Annotated in this window: 19 protein-coding genes and 1 pseudogene; 9 read left to right on the top strand and 11 right to left on the bottom strand. The window is 62.7% G+C overall.

Going from position 1 to position 17,962, the window contains the following annotated elements:
* Positions 1 to 290: 290 nt before the first annotated feature.
* Both BCCGELA001_RS26260 and BCCGELA001_RS26255 read left to right on the top strand, forming a co-directional pair.
* Entirely contained in the window at positions 291 to 1,565 is a 1,275-nt protein-coding gene (locus tag BCCGELA001_RS26260) for an allantoate amidohydrolase (protein ID WP_060736658.1), read from the top strand.
* Positions 1,566 to 1,658: 93 nt separating this feature from the next.
* Positions 1,659 to 3,032, top strand: a complete 1,374-nt coding sequence (locus tag BCCGELA001_RS26255; RefSeq protein ID WP_060736657.1) for a hypothetical protein — start codon at positions 1,659 to 1,661, stop codon at positions 3,030 to 3,032.
* A 33-nt stretch (positions 3,033 to 3,065) separates the two neighbouring features.
* On the opposite strand, the pseudogene BCCGELA001_RS26250 reads toward BCCGELA001_RS26255, so the two are convergent.
* Positions 3,066 to 4,080: pseudogene (locus BCCGELA001_RS26250) on the bottom strand (formamidase).
* Positions 4,081 to 4,202: 122 nt separating this feature from the next.
* Positions 4,203 to 4,424, bottom strand: a complete 222-nt coding sequence (locus tag BCCGELA001_RS26245) for a hypothetical protein (RefSeq protein WP_008555786.1) — start codon at positions 4,422 to 4,424, stop codon at positions 4,203 to 4,205.
* 346 nt (positions 4,425 to 4,770) lie between these two features.
* Between BCCGELA001_RS26245 and BCCGELA001_RS26240 the strand changes: the two genes are divergently transcribed.
* The gene (locus tag BCCGELA001_RS26240; protein WP_060736656.1) at positions 4,771 to 4,953 is read left to right on the top strand and encodes a hypothetical protein; all 183 of its coding nucleotides are present in this window, start codon (positions 4,771 to 4,773) and stop codon (positions 4,951 to 4,953) included.
* A 25-nt stretch (positions 4,954 to 4,978) separates the two neighbouring features.
* Here the strand turns inward: BCCGELA001_RS26240 and BCCGELA001_RS26235 are convergent, their stop codons facing one another.
* From BCCGELA001_RS26235 to BCCGELA001_RS26225, 3 genes are all read right to left on the bottom strand, one after another.
* Positions 4,979 to 6,358 (bottom strand): vWA domain-containing protein, encoded by a 1,380-nt coding sequence (locus tag BCCGELA001_RS26235; protein WP_008555782.1) that lies wholly within the window; start codon positions 6,356 to 6,358, stop codon positions 4,979 to 4,981.
* Positions 6,359 to 6,363: 5 nt separating this feature from the next.
* Positions 6,364 to 7,311 (bottom strand): AAA family ATPase, encoded by a 948-nt coding sequence (locus tag BCCGELA001_RS26230; RefSeq protein WP_060737842.1) that lies wholly within the window; start codon positions 7,309 to 7,311, stop codon positions 6,364 to 6,366.
* Between the two features lie 140 nt (positions 7,312 to 7,451).
* Complete coding sequence (locus tag BCCGELA001_RS26225) at positions 7,452 to 7,652, bottom strand: hypothetical protein (RefSeq protein ID WP_060736655.1); 201 nt, start codon at positions 7,650 to 7,652, stop codon at positions 7,452 to 7,454.
* Positions 7,653 to 7,875: 223 nt separating this feature from the next.
* Here BCCGELA001_RS26225 and BCCGELA001_RS26220 point away from each other — a divergent pair, with 223 nt between their 5' ends.
* Positions 7,876 to 8,850, top strand: a complete 975-nt coding sequence (locus BCCGELA001_RS26220; protein ID WP_060736654.1) for a quinone oxidoreductase family protein — start codon at positions 7,876 to 7,878, stop codon at positions 8,848 to 8,850.
* Positions 8,851 to 8,889: 39 nt separating this feature from the next.
* Here the strand turns inward: BCCGELA001_RS26220 and BCCGELA001_RS26215 are convergent, their stop codons facing one another.
* Positions 8,890 to 9,165 carry a hypothetical protein gene (locus BCCGELA001_RS26215; protein WP_008565982.1) on the bottom strand — a complete coding sequence of 92 codons (276 nt, stop codon included), beginning with the start codon at positions 9,163 to 9,165 and terminating at the stop codon, positions 8,890 to 8,892.
* 101 nt (positions 9,166 to 9,266) lie between these two features.
* A complete protein-coding gene (locus tag BCCGELA001_RS26210; protein ID WP_011088876.1) occupies positions 9,267 to 9,875 on the bottom strand; it encodes a S24 family peptidase in 609 nt (202 codons plus the stop codon).
* Between the two features lie 163 nt (positions 9,876 to 10,038).
* On the opposite strand from BCCGELA001_RS26210, the gene BCCGELA001_RS26205 reads away from it, so the two are divergent.
* Positions 10,039 to 10,569 (top strand): GcrA family cell cycle regulator, encoded by a 531-nt coding sequence (locus tag BCCGELA001_RS26205; RefSeq protein WP_008555772.1) that lies wholly within the window; start codon positions 10,039 to 10,041, stop codon positions 10,567 to 10,569.
* 45 nt (positions 10,570 to 10,614) lie between these two features.
* Positions 10,615 to 11,190, top strand: a complete 576-nt coding sequence (locus BCCGELA001_RS26200) for a hypothetical protein (protein ID WP_008555770.1) — start codon at positions 10,615 to 10,617, stop codon at positions 11,188 to 11,190.
* A 45-nt stretch (positions 11,191 to 11,235) separates the two neighbouring features.
* Here BCCGELA001_RS26200 and BCCGELA001_RS26195 read toward each other — a convergent pair whose 3' ends face one another.
* Entirely contained in the window at positions 11,236 to 11,592 is a 357-nt protein-coding gene (locus tag BCCGELA001_RS26195; protein ID WP_008555768.1) for a hypothetical protein, read from the bottom strand.
* 704 nt (positions 11,593 to 12,296) lie between these two features.
* On the opposite strand from BCCGELA001_RS26195, the gene BCCGELA001_RS38185 reads away from it, so the two are divergent.
* Both BCCGELA001_RS38185 and BCCGELA001_RS26185 read left to right on the top strand, forming a co-directional pair.
* Positions 12,297 to 12,482: a hypothetical protein gene (locus BCCGELA001_RS38185; protein WP_008555766.1), complete on the top strand. Its 186-nt coding sequence runs from the start codon at positions 12,297 to 12,299 to the stop codon at positions 12,480 to 12,482.
* 135 nt (positions 12,483 to 12,617) lie between these two features.
* Positions 12,618 to 12,959 (top strand): phasin, encoded by a 342-nt coding sequence (locus tag BCCGELA001_RS26185; RefSeq protein ID WP_008555763.1) that lies wholly within the window; start codon positions 12,618 to 12,620, stop codon positions 12,957 to 12,959.
* Between the two features lie 193 nt (positions 12,960 to 13,152).
* On the opposite strand, the gene BCCGELA001_RS26180 is transcribed toward BCCGELA001_RS26185, so the two are convergent.
* From BCCGELA001_RS26180 to BCCGELA001_RS26170, 3 genes are all read right to left on the bottom strand, one after another.
* Positions 13,153 to 13,473, bottom strand: a complete 321-nt coding sequence (locus BCCGELA001_RS26180) for a c-type cytochrome (RefSeq protein ID WP_060736653.1) — start codon at positions 13,471 to 13,473, stop codon at positions 13,153 to 13,155.
* A gap of 279 nt (positions 13,474 to 13,752) precedes the next feature.
* Positions 13,753 to 14,583: an alpha/beta hydrolase gene (locus BCCGELA001_RS26175; RefSeq protein WP_060736652.1), complete on the bottom strand. Its 831-nt coding sequence runs from the start codon at positions 14,581 to 14,583 to the stop codon at positions 13,753 to 13,755.
* Positions 14,584 to 14,730: 147 nt separating this feature from the next.
* Positions 14,731 to 16,527, bottom strand: coding sequence for a ShlB/FhaC/HecB family hemolysin secretion/activation protein (locus BCCGELA001_RS26170; protein ID WP_060736651.1), 1,797 nt, complete (start codon positions 16,525 to 16,527; stop codon positions 14,731 to 14,733).
* Positions 16,528 to 16,658: 131 nt separating this feature from the next.
* On the opposite strand from BCCGELA001_RS26170, the gene BCCGELA001_RS26165 reads away from it, so the two are divergent.
* Entirely contained in the window at positions 16,659 to 17,936 is a 1,278-nt protein-coding gene (locus tag BCCGELA001_RS26165; RefSeq protein ID WP_060736650.1) for a FecR family protein, read from the top strand.
* Positions 17,937 to 17,962 lie beyond the last annotated feature (26 nt).

The following is a 17,962-nucleotide window of genomic DNA, read 5'->3' as shown; positions in this document are numbered from 1 at the left end:
TTCGAATTTAAGTCATTGATAACATTCGAATTCGATCGGTTGCTCGAATCCTCATCAGGAAGCCGGCAGATTAATTTCTGGGCAGTAATTCCCCATTGTATGCAATGGAGTTGAGCACTCTTAACTGTTTCGCGTGTGTGCACGCGGGTTGGGACTGTCGGCCGCTCGCCCTCATTCATGCTAACGACGCGTGGATCGAAACGGCGCCGGATGCGATCTTCGCCGGCACTGAACTTGTACCTACTGTCATCGGGACCGCCGTTGTCCCGCGAGATGGGAAGCCCGCCGAGATGGACGCTGGTAACGCCGCTCAGACGACATCGCTCGGCGAACAGATCGTGAGCCGCATCGACGAGCTCAGCGCGATCTCGGAGGAGGCGGGCAACCTCACCCGCGTCTATCTCAGCAACGAGCTGCGCGAGGCTGCGGACCTCATCCTGCGCTGGATGCGCGAGGCCGGCATGAGTGCGCGTCTGGATGCGATCGGCAATGTCTGCGGCCGCTATGAAGGCGAGCGGCCAGGTGCGCCCTGCCTGATGCTCGGCTCGCATTACGACACCGTGCGCGATGCCGGCAAATGGGACGGGCCGCTCGGCGTGATCACGGCGATCGCCTGCGTCGCGGACCTCAACCGCCGCGGCAAGCGCTTGCCCTTCGCGATCGAGGTCGTCGGCTTTGCCGACGAAGAAGGGGTGCGTTTCGCCTCGACGCTTCTCGGCAGCCGTGCGGTGGCCGGTACATTCGACGAGAGCGTTCTGAACACGTGCGACCGCGACGGCGTGTCGATGCGTGATGCGCTCATCGCGTTCGGTCTCGACCCCGATCATATCGGGGCGGCTGCGCGGTCGCGGCGCGAGCTGCTCGCCTATCTGGAGCTGCATATCGAGCAGGGGCCGGTGCTGGAAGCGCAGAACCTGCCGGTCGGCGTGGTCACCGCGATCGCTGGCGCGACACGGCTTGCCGCGCGGCTGACCGGCATGGCCGGGCATGCCGGCACGGTGCCGATGGCGCTTCGCCGCGACGCACTCACAGGGGCCGCCGAATGCATCGGGGCGATCGAACAATTTTGCCAGGCCGACACCGACGGGCTCGTTGGGACCGTCGGATATATCCACGCCACGCCCGGCGCGACCAACGTCATTCCGGGCGAGGTGTCCTTCACCATCGATATGCGCGCGCCGACCGACATGCATCGCAAGCGCGCGGTCGCCGAAATCGTCCGCCAGATCGAGGCGATCGCCGGGCGCCGGCAACTGAAGCTCCAGCTCGACGTCACCCACGAGAATCGCACCGCGCCTTGCGCCCCCTGGCTGAAGGAACAGATCGCGCAGGCGATCGTCGCGGAAGGCTTCGCTGCATTCGAGCTGCCGAGCGGGGCCGGGCATGACGGCATGGCGATGATCGACGTCGCCGATGTCGGCATGATCTTCGTCCGCTGCCGCGGCGGTATCAGCCATCATCCCGATGAGCATGTCGAGCTCGCCGATGCCGATGCGGGCGCGCGGGTGCTGCTGCGGGTGGTCGAGAATTTCAAGTCGCGGGAAGCCGGCGCTGGCTCGAACTGACACCCTGGAATCCGCTTGTCATCGGGGCGAGACACGAATCAGTCACACTTGTGACGGTGACCGGCGATCGCCGGGGATCACGATCAGGCGTACATGAACAGCGATATTTCCTTGCCGTCACATCGCGGAAACCGGTTTTATCAGGGCGTGACTGCGACCTTCGTCGCCAACGCGCTTCAGGCGGTCAATTTCCTCGGCGATCGATTCCTGAGGAGGTCGCCTCATTCGCTGTCGGCTATCGCGGATCTCTACCGGCACTCGATGGATAGCGCCTTCTCGGTGACAGAGGCATTCCTCGTCACCGGCGCGCCCCACGCCTCGGCCTATTATCCGCGCGACTTCGCCTGGTTCTATCCCGACGTGCTCGATCCCGAGACCATTATGGACTCGCAGGACGCGGTGCGGCGCGTGCGGCTGCTCGAGAAGAGCGTGCGCCTGCTGCTGGAGGCGGTCCGTGCCAACGTCGTCACCACGACCATCGTGCCGGCGGGGCGCGGCCGGTATCTCGGCGTGAACTATTTCTCGCGGCCTTCGGACACGCTGCTCGGCATCCTCGCCGGTCTCCGGCAGATGATCTCTGCTGAGGAGCGGGCGTCGTCCTATCTGGCAATGTCGCAATGCGCGCACGCCGGTCGCCTGCTGCTGGCCGAATACGGCGATGACCTGAAGCGCGCGATCCTCCAGCTCGCGAGCGAGCTGGAGCCGTTCGACGACGGCGGCACCAGATATCTGCTGTGCGACGCTCGTGGCCCGCGCTCTGCGGCAACGGACACCCGTGCCGAGCGCAGGCGTTTCGTCACCAATGCCTGCGTCTACACGACGTTCGTCTGGGGCGTGCAGCTCGGTATCGTCGGGGAGATCGAGCTGAAGCGGCTGCTCGGGCGCGAACTCGCGCAATACAAGCGGGACCTGCTCCGCCTGTTCGGCAAGAACGGCTACATAAGGCATTCCCTGGATGGTCGGGCGGGCACGCCCGCGTCCTCGGTTGCGCTGGACTTCGTCGGCGTGCATCGCGGCTTCTGGGATATGAGCGATGTCAGCGAACGGGCGCTGTTTGCGGCGACCACGAATCTGGTCATCGCCGAACCGCGGTTTCGGATCCCGAGCACGTTCCATTTCCTGGTATCGGCGGATAATCCGCGGACCAAGATGATCCACAAGGTCGCTGCGCCCGCCTATCAGGGGCGCTCCTCCTGGCCGACGTTCAACGTCGAGTTCGCGGATCGCATGCTGGACTACGACGAAGCCTCGGGGAGCGACACCTACCGCGCTTGCGCTCAAAGCATATTGAAGGACATTCGCACCGCGACCGAGGTGCACGGCGGATATCAGGAATTGATCTCCGAACAGGGCCTGAAATACCGCACCTGGGCGTACAAGGGCGCAGTGGCGCACTCCTGGTTTCCGCGCTTCCTGTCCGTCTGGAGGAGGGCGTATGGAGCGCCGCTACTTCGATGGAATGACTGACAGCCGACGAGGCTTGTCCCGACCAGAGAGGATCTATTCCGCTGCCTTCGCCGTCTTGCCGAACATCCGCGTTGGGGCCGGGAAGCCGCAGGAGGTGCCGTCGGTGACCTCGATCTGGTCTTCCCATGGCAGGCGATAAGTGCCCGCGACCATGTCCTGCATGAAGGTATAAGGGCAGTCCATTGCGCCGCCCTTCACCGCCACATAGCCGCGATGCCAGAGCTGGTAGATGTTGTTCTCCACGCCCGCAATTGATGCGGGCCTCGCGCACGAGATCGGGTCTTACCTCGGCGGTGATGATCTCATCGGCGCGGCCGGTCGTGCCGTGCGCCAGCACGCGGCCGTCGAAATTGACGATCATGCCTTCGCCCATGGAATCGAACGAGCCGTCCGAGCCGCACATGCAGACGTTGGCGGTGACCATCAGGTTCTGGAACGAGTTGGCCTGGTTGGTGAAGCGCCAGGCTTCGCGGATCGGTGCGGTGTAGCCCGCGGTGCGGATCATGATCTCCGCGCCCTTGTAGGCGCATTCCCGCGCCATCTCCGGGAACATGCCATCATGGCAGATGATCAGCGCGATCTTCGCGCCTCGCGGCCCTTCGATCACGGGGATGCCGATGTCTCCGGGCTCCCACGGCTCGACCGGGATCCAGGGATGAAGCTTCCGGTAGTAGAGCTTGATCTCGCCGTGCTCGTCGATGATCAGGCCGGAATTATAGGGATTGCCCTGCGGGTTGAACTCCATGATGGAGAAGCAGCCCCAAATCCGATTGTCGATGCAGGCCTTCTTGAAGGCCGCGACCTCGGGCCCATCGAGCCGGCACATGATCTCGGGATTGGTATCCATCGAGAGGCCGTGCAGCGAATATTCGGGGAATACCACCAGATCCATGGTGGAAAGATTGCGGCGGGCCTTGCCGACCATCCAGACGATGCGCTCGGTCTGCCTTGTGAGATCGGCAGGGGTCACGACGTTCGGCAGTTGCAGCTGCACGAGCCCGATGACGACGCCCTCGGGCGATTTGTTCAATCCACCAAGCCCGTTCATGACCAGCTCCCTCGCCGCATCCTGCGTGCCGTATTCTTACGGAAAGCAAATCCGATTTCGGCAGAGAGCAAAAGATGATCTTTCAGGCGATCGTGCCGACGCGCTACGCAGGGGCGGATTCGTCACGCCACGAGATCGAGCAACCGGCTTGAGCCGCGCACGAGCGCTCTGCGTCCGGTCGGTGTCATCTCCGGCAAGCCGTCATTGACGACGACGAGGCCGAGCGTGACGAGGCTTTCGATGAGGTAGGTCTTCGAGGGGCGACCGTTCGATGCCGGATTGCGAAGTTTACGCAGTGCTTCCCATTGATCCGGCGAAAGATCGAAGTCGACGTCGTTGCTCATGTTGCCTCAAACGATTATTACCGTTCGCGCGCCTCTGTTAGCGACGCTGCGTGAACACCGTGCGACGACAATGAGTCGGGAATTCGGTCGGCTGTTTAGAACTCCTCTTCACAAATTGCCGCACTTCATTGCGCCACAAGAGTTAAGATCGCTCGACTGCAATACCGTCCAGACCTCGATCACATATTGATGATTTAGGCATGTCTCGCGATGCGGATTGTTGCGCTGCACGGAAAGTGCTGTTGTCCCATTCTGCGTCGCAATATGCACAGAAATGATGAGACGGAGCATTCGGAAGTCTGTAGGTTTACTCGCGGCGATGGCTTCACAGGCAGGAGTGGAGTGCATGAACAGGCTGGTGGAAATTCGCAGTCAGGAATTCCTGTGCCGCGAGCGCGCAGCGCGCGATTTTGAGCGGCGGGTCTTCTGGCTTGCGCAAGCCCAGGAATGGGAGCAGCGCGCGCTCGACGAGATTGCTTATCACTTTCGGGAGTGCAATCTCGCCCAGGCCGAGTTGACCGCCAGCTGACTTCAGGGCCGGGCGTGATTGCCGATCACTGATAGGTGGCCACGATATCGGACACTGCGCGCTCGAGCTGCTGCGCGGTGGCACATTGGCGTACGACGCTGCAGAAGGTCGCGTAGCGCGGCATCTCGGAATCGCCAAAGCCCCAGGCGAGCCGTCCTTCGGGATTGAGCCAGACCAGCCGCTTCGAACGCTCGGAGATGCGGCGCAGGATGTCGGCGCGGGGGTCTAGATTGTTGCTGCGGGCGTCGCCGAGCACGATCACCGTCGTCTGCGGCGTCAGCGTGGCCATGAACTCCTTCTCGAAATCGACCAGCGAGGAGCCATAGTCGGAGGAGCCGAAGCCTACCTTGGACATGATCTCGGCCATCGCTTCTTCCGGGGAATTCTTCTCCAGGATCTCACTGACTTCGATCAGATGCGAGGAGAAGGCGAACGAGCGGACGTCGTCGACCACCTCGTGGAGCGAGTGGATCAGCAGCAGGAAGAAGTCGGCGACCTGGGCGACCGAGCCGGAGACGTCGCAAAGCGCGACGATCCGGGGCCGGTCGCGATGCTTGCGCTTCCATGCGGTGAGGAACGGAACGCCGCCCCAGGCTGCGTTGCGGCGGAGCGTCCGGCGAACGTCGAGGTGGCCGCGGCGCTGCCGCTTGCGCGGCTTCGAGTAGCGCTCGCGCAGCCGCCGAGCGATCTGGCGGATCAGGGCGCGCATCTCGGCGACCTGACGGCGCTCGATGCGCGCCAGCGGCGCGTTGCGCAAGATCTCGTTGCGGAGGTTCTCGGCCTCCTCCCGGGCGTAGAGGGCAAGTCCCTGGGAGACCGTGTCACGCACGGCTTCGCGCAGGGCATCGAGCGCGGCGCGCAGACGCTCGGCCAGCGACGGGTTGGTCGCGGTTAACTCCTCGAGATCATCCCGCAGGCGCTGAAGGCCCATGGCGTCGAGGATGCGGCTGGAGAAGATGCCGCGCTGGGTGGAGTAGCGGATATCGGAGAGCGAGGCAGCGCCCGAGGCACTGGCAATCGCTGCCGCGATCGCATTGCGATCCTGCGACAGCAGCATCTGCGCCAGCGGCCCCAATTCCTGGGAAGGCTGTCCGTCGCTGGCATCGTTTGTCGCGCCGGCGGAGGACTGTTCTCCGTCCGGCGACGCCTCGTCGGAAGCGTCATCGTTCTCGACCTGATCGTGTCGTGGTTCCGGCTGGCTGAAGAACAGATCAAAACAGTCGCCAAGCGCGAGCTTCTCGTCCTGAGACTTGGCCAGCGTCAGCAGCAGCGCATCGCGCAGGATGGCGCGGTCGGAGAAGCCGACCTGCTTGACCGCGCGCATCGCATCGATGCTCTCGGCGGGCGAGACGTGAACGCCGGCGCCGCGTGCCGCCCGAAAGAAACGATGTAGATTCTCGCGCATCGGCGTCAACCGAAGACGTTGGACCGTGCCGCCTTGGCAATGAAGCTCGTGACCTGCGGCGATGCTGCCTCGATATCGGCTTCGTACTTCAGGAGTACGTTGAGCGTGTCCTTGACGATCTCGGTGTCGAGTTCGGTGGCCTGAAGCAGCACGAGCACGCGCGCCCAATCGATGGTCTCGCTAACCGAGGGCAGCTTCTTCATGTCGAGCGAGCGAACCTCGTGGATGAAGCCGACCATCTGCCGGCGCAGTGTCTGCGAGATGCCGGGCACGCGGCTCTCGACGATGCGTTCCTCCAGCCTCTGCTCGGGAAAGCCGATGTGGAGATGCAGGCAGCGCCGCTTCAAGGCGTCGCCGAGATCGCGCTCGCTGTTGGAGGTGAGGATGACGGTCGGCGGCGTGATCGCCGAGACGGTGCCGAGTTCGGGGATCGTGACCTGGAAATCGGACAGGATTTCCAAGAGCAGCGATTCGAATTCCGCATCCGACTTGTCGATCTCGTCAATCAGGAGCACGCAGCCGCCCGGCTGCTCCAGCGCCTGGAGCAGAGGGCGGGGCTCGACGAATTCCTTGGAGAAGAACACGTCGCCGAAATCATGCAGCTGGTCGAGCGCGGCGTGCAGCGTCTGCGCGCCGCCGAGCACTTCGCCGAGCTTGTCCTTCAGAATCTGCGTATAGAGAAGCTGCTTGGCGTATTTCCACTCATACAGCGCCTTGGCCTCGTCGAGACCCTCGTAGCATTGCAGACGGATCATCTTCATGCCGCGCCAGGCGGCGATCGCCTTGGCGAGCTCGGTCTTGCCGACGCCGGCGGGGCCCTCGACCAGGATCGGCTTCTCGATCTGTTGCGACAGGTAGACGGCGGTCGCGATCTGCCGGCTCGCGATATAGCCTTGCGCGGCGAGGCCGCTCTCCACTGCCTCGATCGACGTCGAGGCCTTCTGATCAGCCACGAAATGGCGCTCCCAAAGGTCTTGCTTGAGGCTTGTTCTGCCTGCGTTCTGGGCAAAGAACAAGCCTCGTTTGGGAGACATCAGACCCGCGTGAAGGCGATTTTTCCGCTCAACGCAAATAGTTATGCGCTGGCGCGCGATCAGTGCCGCAGCAGCTCCGGCTTGCGGATGGTTTGTCGGAGCTCGGCGCCGCAATCGGCGCATTCATAGACAAAGTCGATCTTGGCGAGGCTCCAATGCGGTTCGACCTCACGCACGTACATCGGCAGGAACCCCATGCAGGTGGGGCAATTCACGGGCGCGATATCGACATCCTGATGATGCTGAACATAAGCTGGCATCTCGGCTCTCCTTCGCAGACGACGACTAAAACCCCGCGTCAACGCTACTGCCACTTGCGCCAGGCCCGTCATCAACTTTTCCGAACAGAGGCGGAACGGCGCGGGTTTGTCGTTCGCTGTGACATTCTTGTTACGTGTCTGTACTGTAACGGGCGGACCAAATGCCTATTTCAAAGGCCGAATCGATCGCTGAGATTCACTGCAACGATAAGGGAGCAAGCCCATGACGCATGCCATTCGCTTTCACAAGACCGGCGGCCCGGAAGTCCTGGTCTGGGAGGAGGTCAGCGTCGGCAAGCCCGGTCCGGGCGAAGTCCGCATTCGCCACACCGCCGTCGGCCTCAATTTCGTCGACATCTATAATCGCTCGGGCCTTTATCCGGCTCAGCTGCCGAGCGGGCTTGGCAGCGAGGCGGCCGGCGTCATCGAGGAAGTCGGCGCAGGCGTCACCGATCTGAAGCCGGGCGATCGTGTCGCCTACGGCGCCTCACCGCTCGGTGCCTATTCCGAGGCCCGGCTTATCCCCGCCGATCGCTTGTTGAAGCTGCCTGATGGGGTCGACGACAAGACCGCAGCGGCGATGATGCTCAAGGGGCTGACCACGCAATATCTGATTCGGCAGACCTATCGGGTGAAGGCCGGCGATACCATCCTGCTGCATGCCGCGGCCGGCGGCGTCGGCCTGATCCTGAGCCAGTGGGCCAAGCATCTCGGCGCAACCGTGATCGGCACCGTCAGCAACGACGAGAAGGCCAAGCTCGCCAAGGCGCATGGTTGCGACCATGTCATCATCTACACGCGCGAGGATTTCGTGAAGCGCCTCGACGAGATCACCGGCGGCAAGAAGGTGCCGGTCGTCTATGATTCCGTCGGCAAGGACACGTTCCTGAAATCGCTGGATTGTCTCGCGCCGCTCGGCGTTGCCGCGCTGTTCGGCCAATCCTCCGGCGCGGTGGAGCCGCTCAATCTCGGCCTGCTGGCGCAAAAAGGCTCGCTCTACGTCACGCGGCCGACGCTCTTCACATATGCCGCCAAGCGCGAGAGCCTCGTCGCAATGGCTGGCGAGTTGTTCGACGTGGTCAAGTCCGGCGCAGTCAAGATCGAGGTCCACCAGACCTATCCGCTGAAGGACGCCGCCAAGGCGCATGCCGATCTCGCCGCGCGCAAGACCACGGGATCGACCGTGCTCATGGTGTGATGTCCAGTCGGGCAGCGTGACACAGGCTGCTGGCTTCCGTCACGTCCGTTCGTGCTTGCGCAGATCCCAGGCGTGATCGAGGCTGGCTGCCTGGAGGTCGATATCGTCAGGTGCAATCTGGGGCAGGGCGGCTTCGGCCAGAAGCGTCTCGGTCACGTCTTCGACGGAATTCTCAGCGACTTCGTGGATGAACGAGACGTTTCGGTATTCGCCCGAAGCGATGCGGGAGATGACTTCGCGCCGCGTGATTTCGGGATCGACGACCGCCTCGCGGCCGCGCCGGCCATAGTCGATCATCACCACGAAATATTGCATGAAAAGAACCTGCCGCACGCCAAATCGAGTGTGCGGCAGAGTATTTCTGAAAAACAGAATGAAGTCAAGTATGATTTCCAAAAATCGGAAATCGGTGACTTCTATTTGCCTTTCTTGCGAGGGCGTGCCGACTTGGCGCGCAGCCGCTCGAGCTGTCCCTTGGGCATCGAGAGGCAGATCTCGCCGACCCAGTCGAGCTTCACGCCGACGATCGGCTTGGCATTGAAGCTGTTGAGATTGACGACGGACGGGCTTTTCCCGCGCTCGATGGTTTTCAAATAGCGCTCGCCGGTCTTGAGCCGGACCACGGCCTCTTCGCCGTAGAAGCTCGACAGCGGATGACGCTGGTCCTTGTAGACCACGATGACGTCGCCGCTCTCGTATTTGGGCAGCATCGAATCGCCCACGATCTCGAATGCGATCGTCTCTTCCATGATTGGGAAGGGCAGCGCGATGTCGCCGAGCCCCTCCGGCGGAACCTGTTCATAATCCGGTTCGATCACCGCACCGGCGCCGACGCGCCCCATGATCGGCGCGAGATTGAGCTCGAGATATTCCATGATCGGGATGATCTCCGAGGCCTTCACCAGCCGTTCGCCGCCGAGGATCTCCGAGACCGCGCCGGGCCGTACGCCCATGGCCGCCGCCAGGCCGCCCTTGCTCTTGCCCGTCTTTTCCAGGCCCCGCTCAATCATTGCAACGTCCAACATGGTGATTCCCTCGATTGCACCGTCTTGCTCTTGTAATCCGAAATTCGGAATTATTGCAATTATGAATATCAGAATTATCGCTTGACTTTAGTTTCGGAATACCGGAATGTGCTCGTCGCCACCCGATCCTGGGATCGGAGCAGGCGCATCACAGGACAGCAGCATGGAACCGGGCCATTGGCCGTCGGAGCACTCCGACGCGCTTCGCGATTATTTTCTCAAGGGCATGTCTTATGCGGAGATCGGAAGGCAGATTAACGCAAGGTTTGGAACGGCTTACACGCGCAGCGCGGTGGTCGGCCGTGCCAAGCGGCTCCGGCTCGTCGTCCCGCAATGGATGACGAGCCCCTCGCTCGCGCCATATTTGCCGGGTGAAGCACCTGTTTCGCCACGCCGCGCGGTGCTGCCGAACCTGAACGTGCCGCCGAAATCCGCAATGAAGCCTGCGGCGCCGGTGAAGTTGCGCTGTGTCGGCGTCCAGCCGCGCCTGATCCAGCTGGTCGAACTCGAATCTGCCGACTGCCGCTATCCCTATGGCGGTGACAAGGACGGGGAGGAGATCGCCTTCTGCGGCCATCCGCGCCAGCCCGGCTCCAGCTATTGCGCGCCGCATGCGCGTTTGACGCGCCGCTCTGGAACTGGGGCCGCACGTGTCGCCGGTCCCGTCGTACTGAGGCTGGTCTCTGCGGCCTGACCTCGTGCCATCCGTTCAATCGTCAAATTCGCAAGGAGCATCCGAGTGGCACGTGCCCGACGCAACAAGTCCTACAAATTGGCGACGATCTACGACCGGCGGTCCCGCGACGTGCCGTTCAATGGCGCGGTGGCCGAGGTCGAGATCGATAATCCGCTGGCGCTCGATCCCGGCGAGAAGATCGTCGCAATCCGATCGATCCGCAGCGATCCGCTCGGCCGGCTGCATGCGCATCACCAGATCGATGAGGCGCAATACCGCGGCGGGCGCGCCTTCCAGAACGATTGGGAAAGGGCGGAGCGAGGACCACAGGCGATGGATCCGACCCGCGAATATGTCGATGGCGCGCGCACGCGCGAGCCGGTCACCGAGAGCCAGCGTCAGGCCGTGCTGCGGCTGAACAGGGTCGAGCGCGAACTCGGCACCGACGGTGCGGCATTGGTGCACGACGTGCTGGTGCTGGGCTTGACGATGGATCAGATCGGGCAGCGTCGCGCCGTTCGCACGCAGCGCTGGAACGACTATTTTGCGCGGCGTTTTCGCGAATGCCTGGACCGCCTGGCGCTGATCTACGGATTCGCCACGAAAGCGGCGATCTCACGAGCGGAACAGCGCAAATGACGACGGCATGCCTGCGGTTTCCGCCGCGGGCATGCCGTCTGCCGATCACGGATGCGGTACGATCTTGTAGGGTGTCGTATAGGGTTCGACACGGAGCGAGGCGCTGGCCAGTAGCCCGATCTTGGCGGTCGGCGCCTGTTGCAATTCGCCGTTCGGGCCGCGATGCACGTTATACTGCCAAACGGAGAGATCGCCCTTCTGAGCCAACGCATGCGCAACAGCGCTCGCGTCGTTGCCGCCGAGCGCCTGAAGCTCTTCGGCCGACAATCCGACGACGATTTCGTCCTTGATGGTGACGATCTTGAACAGGTTCATCTTGGTCTCCTGCGCCCATGCGCCTTGGGTCGAGAGGATGAGAAGCGCGACCGCGGCGCCCTTGATGAGATCGCAGCGAGAAAGCATGTGGTCGTCCTTTGGTGGTGGCACGCGCCCAGATCATGAGTCTATCAGCCATGGCGCCGCGATCTGCGTGGCCGTTCCGCAACCGCTTTGTCGTTCGTGCCTGAACAAGGGTTCACCGGTGGAAGACAAATCGGGGCGCTGAACCTCGCTGGGAGCCCGTCAAAACGGGGTGCTCCAGAGGACTTAAGGAAGGCATCGTCTCTGGCGCTTTGCAAGTCGGTCGACTCACCGCGTCCTAGGGGGCGGGCAGCCGACGTTCATGTTATTGAGGATACAACCGCAGAAGCGCCACTCAACACATACGTGCATAAGCTGCCCGGCGCCAACTGCCTGCAAACGTCTATTCACATCGGAAACAAAGGCGAAACACTGAGCCGATTGACGGCAATCAAGTCTGTGTGCGTGATCGATGCCGCTTCTTGACGCAGGTGGGTGACGGCCATCGATATTCCTGTTATCCGGAATTGCCGGGGTGCGATGCGGACCGAGCATCGCTGCGAAGGCCGTTGGGCTTGCCGGAGGGGTTGTTCCTTGTCATACTTACAACCTGTTCGGCTAGGCCAACCGTTCCGGATACGGAGTTCGGCCTGTTGTCGAAGAAGCAGAGATCTGATGGTCGCCATTGCATTCGGTTGCGGCATTCGGTTCTCGCATGCGACTTCGACTCCGGAACGTGAAGGACCGATGCTTGCCATAGGTGCGAGATGAAGAACCTCAATTTCGCGGCTGAACTGCACCTCAAGCTCGGCGCACCTGCGACCGGTACCGTCGAAAGCCTGCGCCTGCTCCGCGCGTTCCTGAAGCTTGAGCCTCGGCAGCGTTTCGAGGTCATCAAGCTCGTCGAAGACCTCGCCACCGAAGAAGCCCTTCCCGAACATCCCTTGTCCTGAGCCAGGCCGCGCCGGCTCTTCGCCCTTCATTTCCGCCAGATCCGGCCAACCGGACTACGTTTGCTCCGGAGGCTGACCGCTGGAAGGCGGTTGGGCAAATGTGGTATTCAGTCAGAAAAAGGGAGGAGTGCGACCATGATCGAACCGAAGCTCGAAGTTCCGGCCGAACTGCGCGACTTGGCCGAAAAGACGATTGACCAGGCCGAAAAGGCCTTCGGCATGTTTTTCGAGGCGGCCACCAAATCGATGTCGACCGTTCCTGGCGCAGGAACGGAGGTTTCGAAGCAGGCGCTTGCTTTCACCGAGCAGAACATGAAGTCGGCATTCGAGCATGCGCGCAAGCTCGTTCACGCCACGGACCTACAAGAAGCGATGCGAATCCAGTCCGACTTCCTGCGCAGTCAGTTTACCAGCGCCGGGGACCATATGCGCCAGATGTCCGGTAGCTTCATGCAGTCGGGCAAGGGCAAGTCCTGATTCTGTTGGTGCCGCGCTGCGTGCCCACAAATTGGTCTTGCGCAGCGGCAAGATGCGCATTCTGCTCCGGGAGCAGGTCCATGACGGGCCACCGGATGGACTTCCATTCGCCGTCCGTCATCTTTTCTGCTGATCCCTGTCGGTCCTCCGGCAGGGATTTGCAGTTTTGGGAGACCCGCAATCGATCGGGACTCTAGCGGCGCAGCGATCCGATATAGGCCGCGATATTGCCGGCTTCGGTCCGGCTCAAAGGAAAGTTCGGCATCTTCGGGTGCGGATCGAGCAGGAGGAAGGCGAGCCGCTCCGGACTGAAGTCCGGCCTGCGTGCAACGGACGCGAAGGAGGGCACGTCGGCGCTCGCTTGCGCCTGGCCGTTCGCCACCACGTGACAACTCGCGCACCAGCGCTTGGCGAGGTCGGCGCCCTGCCCGGCGTCGGCGGCGAGGGCAGGCGATATGTCAAGGCCCACGATAGCGGCAAGCAACGGGCAGATTCGTCTCAAATACCGGTGCATCGAGCAGCCCTACATGCGTTCGCTCGCGGCCGAGGCGCTCATCCGCAGCACGATCCCGGAAATTGCGAGAGATCGATGCGGGCGATGGTCGACCGCAGCAGTTTGCGTATCGAACGATAGAGGTGCCGTACGAAAGCCGGCGTCCTTGCCGCGGGCAACCGTGGGCACTTCGTATCAAGACTTTCGGTATAATGCGACATGTGCCTCTCCGAGCTGGCGAGGCCCTTCCTATCCCGACTGGCCCGGAGCGGCCTTGATCTGCCGCAAATGGGCGTTCGGCTAATAGTCGCCGGGGTTCATGATCATCGGACTTTTCGTATCGGCTGGCGCGAGCGCGCTGCTGGCACTGTCGCGCAGGAAGCGGTCGAGCGTCGCCTGGATTTTCTCCTTGACGGCGTTGGGGCCGCGATCGCTCATCTCGCTGTGCTGAGCACCGGTATGGACGATGTCGATTCCGCGCGCTTTGGCCTCTTCCGGCGTCGGCAGCACGCCTGGATCGGTCACGAAATGCGGGTCCTTCGAGCGGAACGACAGGATCTTCATGTTGTCGCTGAGCACGAAAGGCACCCGCAGATTGTCGAGCGTGATCACCTTCGACACCAGCTCGGGGTGCTGGTGGGCGACGTACATCGAGACGTCGCCGCCGTTGGAATGACCGACGAGGGTGATGTGGTCGTAGTCGGCGTTCTCCTGCCGCCTCTTCAGCTCGCTCAGCACGAACAGAATGTTGGCCTCGCAGCGGATATAGACGTCACGGCGCCCGACATATTGCTGGCCGACATGGGTCATCAGCGGCGGATCGCTCGGCAGATCCTGCTGGATGCTGGCAACGAGATAGCCGCGTGCGGCGAGCACGTTGGCGAGAAAGGAATACTCGGTGGCCTTGACGGTGTTGCCGTTGCTGATGATGGCGAGCGGTAGCTTCCAGAGGCCGAGATTGGCTTTGGTCTCGTAGTCGCGCCGCACCGCGAGCTCGACCGAGATCGGCCGTTGGCGCGACGCGTCGAGCAGGGTCAACGTCTCATGACGGATCGCGAACCGGCTGACGACGAAATATTGGCCAACGCCAAGCACGCAGAGAAACGCCAGGATCGCAAACACCCTCTTCATGACTTCGTCTCAAATCACATTCCACTGAACATGGTCACCGGGAACTCGCGGTTCGAGCCACCGTGAGCAGCTTACGGGATTAAATTTAGGCAAGTTTGTGAGCCAGGCCGCGACGGCGCCGCATGTCGGGCGCCGCAGCGCCAAGGACTAGAGACAACCGGCCTTGCCGCGTTCGGGGCAGAGCCGCAGTGCGCTCGACAATGTGAGCAGGAAGCGCGGGCTGCGGCGCTCGTTGTCCGGCGCCCGGTAGCTTAAAGGGACGGCTACGCCGAGATCGGCCTGGAGATCGTCCGGCAGGAAGAAGCGCACGCCCACCCCGGCCGACGTCAGCGCCAGACCATCGCTCAAACGGTAGCCGTGGTTCCAGACCGCGCCAGCGTCGCTGAAGGCGTAGAGTTGATAGCCGGTCCAGTAGCGAAAATCGAGCTTCTGGTCGAAGCGCAGCTCGAGCGAGCCGGCAAGACCGTTGTCGCCGCTGATCTCGGCCGCGCCATAGCCTCGGCCGAAGGCGGCGCCGCCGAGATAGAACTGCTGTGACGTGAACAATGGCCGCGATGCCGTCTGGCTCGCCGCCGAGAGCTTGATCGACCAAGCGTCGTCGAGCGTCTGGTAGCGCGTGAACCAGAGGTTCAGCACCGAAAAATTGGACGACGCGCCGATGCGGGACAACAGATCGTCATCGAAATGCGAGGCCCCGAAGATGTCGAGGCCCTGCCGATAGCTCAGAGTCGCGAAATTGGTGCCGCCGAAGCGATCCTGAAGCCTGTAATCGGCGGTCACGCTCGCCGTCCTGATGTGGTCGTTGTACCAGGGGCCGTAGAGGTCGTGCTCGGAGACATTGCTGAAGGTCGCCGCCGCAGTCAGGATCAGCGAGGAAGATTGCGACTGCAACGGGGCGATGCCGGCACGCAGCTCGAAGGCCTCGGTCGTGGTGATGTCGCTGTCGAGGCGGCGCGTATCGCCGGGCCGGACTGCGCTGTACAGGACCGATGCACCAAGGCGTACGCCATCGACGCCGACCGGCGCATCATAGGACATCCGCGCGAAGCCGAGCTGGCGCGGATCATTGGCGATGGTCGACAGGTTGACCGCCAGCGTGTCGCCGGGCGTGAGATAGGAGTTGAAGGCACCGGTCGCGTAGGTCTGCCACGGCCCGACCGACGATGATCCGAGATTGTCCAGGCCAAACGACGAGAACACGTGCCAGGTCTTCAAATAGACGACGAGACGGAAGCGGCCGGTCGCGCCGCCAATCTCTTCCAGCGCGGTATCGGTGATGCGGACACCCGGCCTGCCATTGATGAGGAAAAGCTGGCGTTCGAGCGATGCAAGGCGCGACGGATGCTCGGCCAGGACCGGCCCGAGCATCGGCCTTACACCGAATTGTTCGGCGCCATCGCCCTTCAGCTCGGCTTGCACGATGGCGCCTTCGATCACCTCAATCCGGACACGGCCGTTAGCGATGTCCTGCGGCGGCACGATCGCCCGGCTCAGGTGGAAGCCGGCTTCGCGGTAGAGATCGCTGATCGCGCCGGCAATTGCGGCGAGATCCGCCTGCGAGACCTTCTTTCCCAGATGGGATTGATAGATTTCGGCGATGCGATCGCGCGAGACGGCGTGGGCGCCGACGACGTCGATTCCGCGGAGGACGAATTGCGGCTTGGTGTCACCACCAGTGTTCGGTTGCCCGACCGAGGGAAGCCTGACCGGGGGGCGGTTCAGTGTTTCCCGTTCGGTTTGGTTTTCAAAGTATTTCTCGGGCTGACGCGGGTCGAAACCCGGCTGGTTCGCCTGTTGTGCGAAGGACTGCGAAACTCCCGCAAAGATCGTTGCCCACAGCACCACGGCGGTAAGGAGATGCTGCCGCGCAGCACGCGCAGCGAACCCATCTCCGTAGTTTGACGGAGAAGTTCCCATCGGACGGTAAGGGTTCGTTAGCTGCATGATTTTTCTTAGTTTTTTATGGTCAATGATTGGTTAATGCGGCGCCTCCGCTGGTCGCGTCCCGCTAATTCTCTCTTGAGTGATTTCGGATACGCGTGAGGTCTGGCTGTCACGCGGATCGAGGGATCGTCATGTTCGGTAGAGTTGGAGTGCAGCGCGCCCTGCTGGCGGCGTTGATGCTGGGAATGGCATCCGGGGCATGCGCCGCCGAGAACGGCGTCTGGTCGGTGAGCAAGTCGACCGGCGAGGTCTGGGTCGCCGGCAGCGGCGCGCAGCAGGTGTCACTGACTCAGGAGGCGGCGCTCAAGCCCGGCGACACCATTCGTACCGGACGCAACGGCCGCGTGCTGCTCGTCCGCGGCGAGGAGACGATCCTGATCTCGCCCAACTCCGTGGTCGGCCTGCCGGCCGAGCAGAAGGAGGGGCTCTCGACCACCATCATCCAGCAGGCGGGATCGATCCTGCTCGAGGTCGAGAAGCGCAACGTCAAGCATTTCGAGGTCGAGACGCCCTATCTCGCCGCCGTCGTCAAGGGAACGCAGTTCAGCGTCACGGTGGGAGCGGGCAGCACCAAGGTCGGCGTGCTCCGCGGCCAGGTCCAAGTGTCCGACTTCAAGACCGGACAGATCGCTCAGATCATGCCGGGACAGGCGGCCACGGTGTTCGAACATGGCAAGCCCGGTCTCAGCCTGAGCGGTGCGGGCACGTTCAGCCCGATCGAGCAGGGCAAGCCGCGCGCTCCCACGATCGACCGCATTCCCGTGCCGAAATCCGGACTGACGGCGCCGCGCAATGCCGCCAGCGGCCATGCGATCCACGCGCTCGGTCCGACCGACAAGGGGACCAAGGCGGCCAGCCCGCCGAAGTCATCGCATCAGGCTGCCGGAGGCCATGTCTCCAAGCCTGGCGTCGTGCGCATCTCGACGTCGCTCGGTGAGGTCAAGCTGAATGTCCACAAGGCCACACGTGGGCTCGCCCACAGCGGCCATGCGCCCGGTCATGTACGCAGGGCCAACGCCAGCGCGGAGCCCAGCACCGTCTGGAGCGGTGGCAACACCAGCACCCCAGGGTCCAACAGCGCCGTCCAGACTGCGCTGACGACGAGCGGTGCGGCGTCGGCCGGCAGTGCGTCGAGTGCCGGCGCAGCTAGCGCCGCTGCGGCCGCAGGCGCTTCCAGCGACAGCCCCGGCGCGAGCAAGGGCAATTCCGGCGGCAACGGCAACAATGGCAACGGCAACGGAAATAACGGCAACGGCAACGGCAATAGCGGAAACAACGGCAACGGCAATAGCGGCCACGCCAACAATGGCGCCACTGGCAACGGCAGGGGCAACAACGGTAACGGCAATGGAAATGGCGGCGGCAATGGCAGCAATGGCCATGGCCAGGGTCATGGCAATAGACGCTGAGGCGGTGCCTTAGCGGCTTACCCGTT

This window comes from Bradyrhizobium sp. CCGE-LA001 (assembly GCF_000296215.2).
GTDB lineage: Bacteria > Pseudomonadota > Alphaproteobacteria > Rhizobiales > Xanthobacteraceae > Bradyrhizobium.
Note: the sequence above shows the minus strand (reverse complement) of the source record. Positions and strands in the feature narration are given on the sequence as shown.

Excerpts from the sequence above, each read along its gene's own strand:
- BCCGELA001_RS26260 (WP_060736658.1), top strand. The coding sequence starts at position 291 with ATGGACGCTGGTAACGCCGCTCAGACGACATCGCTCGGCGAACAGATC.
- BCCGELA001_RS26255 (WP_060736657.1), top strand. The coding sequence starts at position 1,659 with ATGAACAGCGATATTTCCTTGCCGTCACATCGCGGAAACCGGTTTTAT.
- BCCGELA001_RS26245 (WP_008555786.1), bottom strand. The coding sequence starts at position 4,424 with ATGAGCAACGACGTCGACTTCGATCTTTCGCCGGATCAATGGGAAGCA.
- BCCGELA001_RS26240 (WP_060736656.1), top strand. The coding sequence starts at position 4,771 with ATGAACAGGCTGGTGGAAATTCGCAGTCAGGAATTCCTGTGCCGCGAG.
- BCCGELA001_RS26235 (WP_008555782.1), bottom strand. The coding sequence starts at position 6,358 with ATGCGCGAGAATCTACATCGTTTCTTTCGGGCGGCACGCGGCGCCGGC.
- BCCGELA001_RS26225 (WP_060736655.1), bottom strand. The coding sequence starts at position 7,652 with ATGCCAGCTTATGTTCAGCATCATCAGGATGTCGATATCGCGCCCGTG.
- BCCGELA001_RS26220 (WP_060736654.1), top strand. The coding sequence starts at position 7,876 with ATGACGCATGCCATTCGCTTTCACAAGACCGGCGGCCCGGAAGTCCTG.
- BCCGELA001_RS26215 (WP_008565982.1), bottom strand. The coding sequence starts at position 9,165 with ATGCAATATTTCGTGGTGATGATCGACTATGGCCGGCGCGGCCGCGAG.
- BCCGELA001_RS26210 (WP_011088876.1), bottom strand. The coding sequence starts at position 9,875 with ATGTTGGACGTTGCAATGATTGAGCGGGGCCTGGAAAAGACGGGCAAG.
- BCCGELA001_RS26205 (WP_008555772.1), top strand. The coding sequence starts at position 10,039 with ATGGAACCGGGCCATTGGCCGTCGGAGCACTCCGACGCGCTTCGCGAT.
- BCCGELA001_RS26195 (WP_008555768.1), bottom strand. The coding sequence starts at position 11,592 with ATGCTTTCTCGCTGCGATCTCATCAAGGGCGCCGCGGTCGCGCTTCTC.
- BCCGELA001_RS38185 (WP_008555766.1), top strand. The coding sequence starts at position 12,297 with ATGAAGAACCTCAATTTCGCGGCTGAACTGCACCTCAAGCTCGGCGCA.
- BCCGELA001_RS26185 (WP_008555763.1), top strand. The coding sequence starts at position 12,618 with ATGATCGAACCGAAGCTCGAAGTTCCGGCCGAACTGCGCGACTTGGCC.
- BCCGELA001_RS26180 (WP_060736653.1), bottom strand. The coding sequence starts at position 13,473 with ATGCACCGGTATTTGAGACGAATCTGCCCGTTGCTTGCCGCTATCGTG.
- BCCGELA001_RS26175 (WP_060736652.1), bottom strand. The coding sequence starts at position 14,583 with ATGAAGAGGGTGTTTGCGATCCTGGCGTTTCTCTGCGTGCTTGGCGTT.
- BCCGELA001_RS26170 (WP_060736651.1), bottom strand. The coding sequence starts at position 16,527 with ATGCAGCTAACGAACCCTTACCGTCCGATGGGAACTTCTCCGTCAAAC.
- BCCGELA001_RS26165 (WP_060736650.1), top strand. The coding sequence starts at position 16,659 with ATGTTCGGTAGAGTTGGAGTGCAGCGCGCCCTGCTGGCGGCGTTGATG.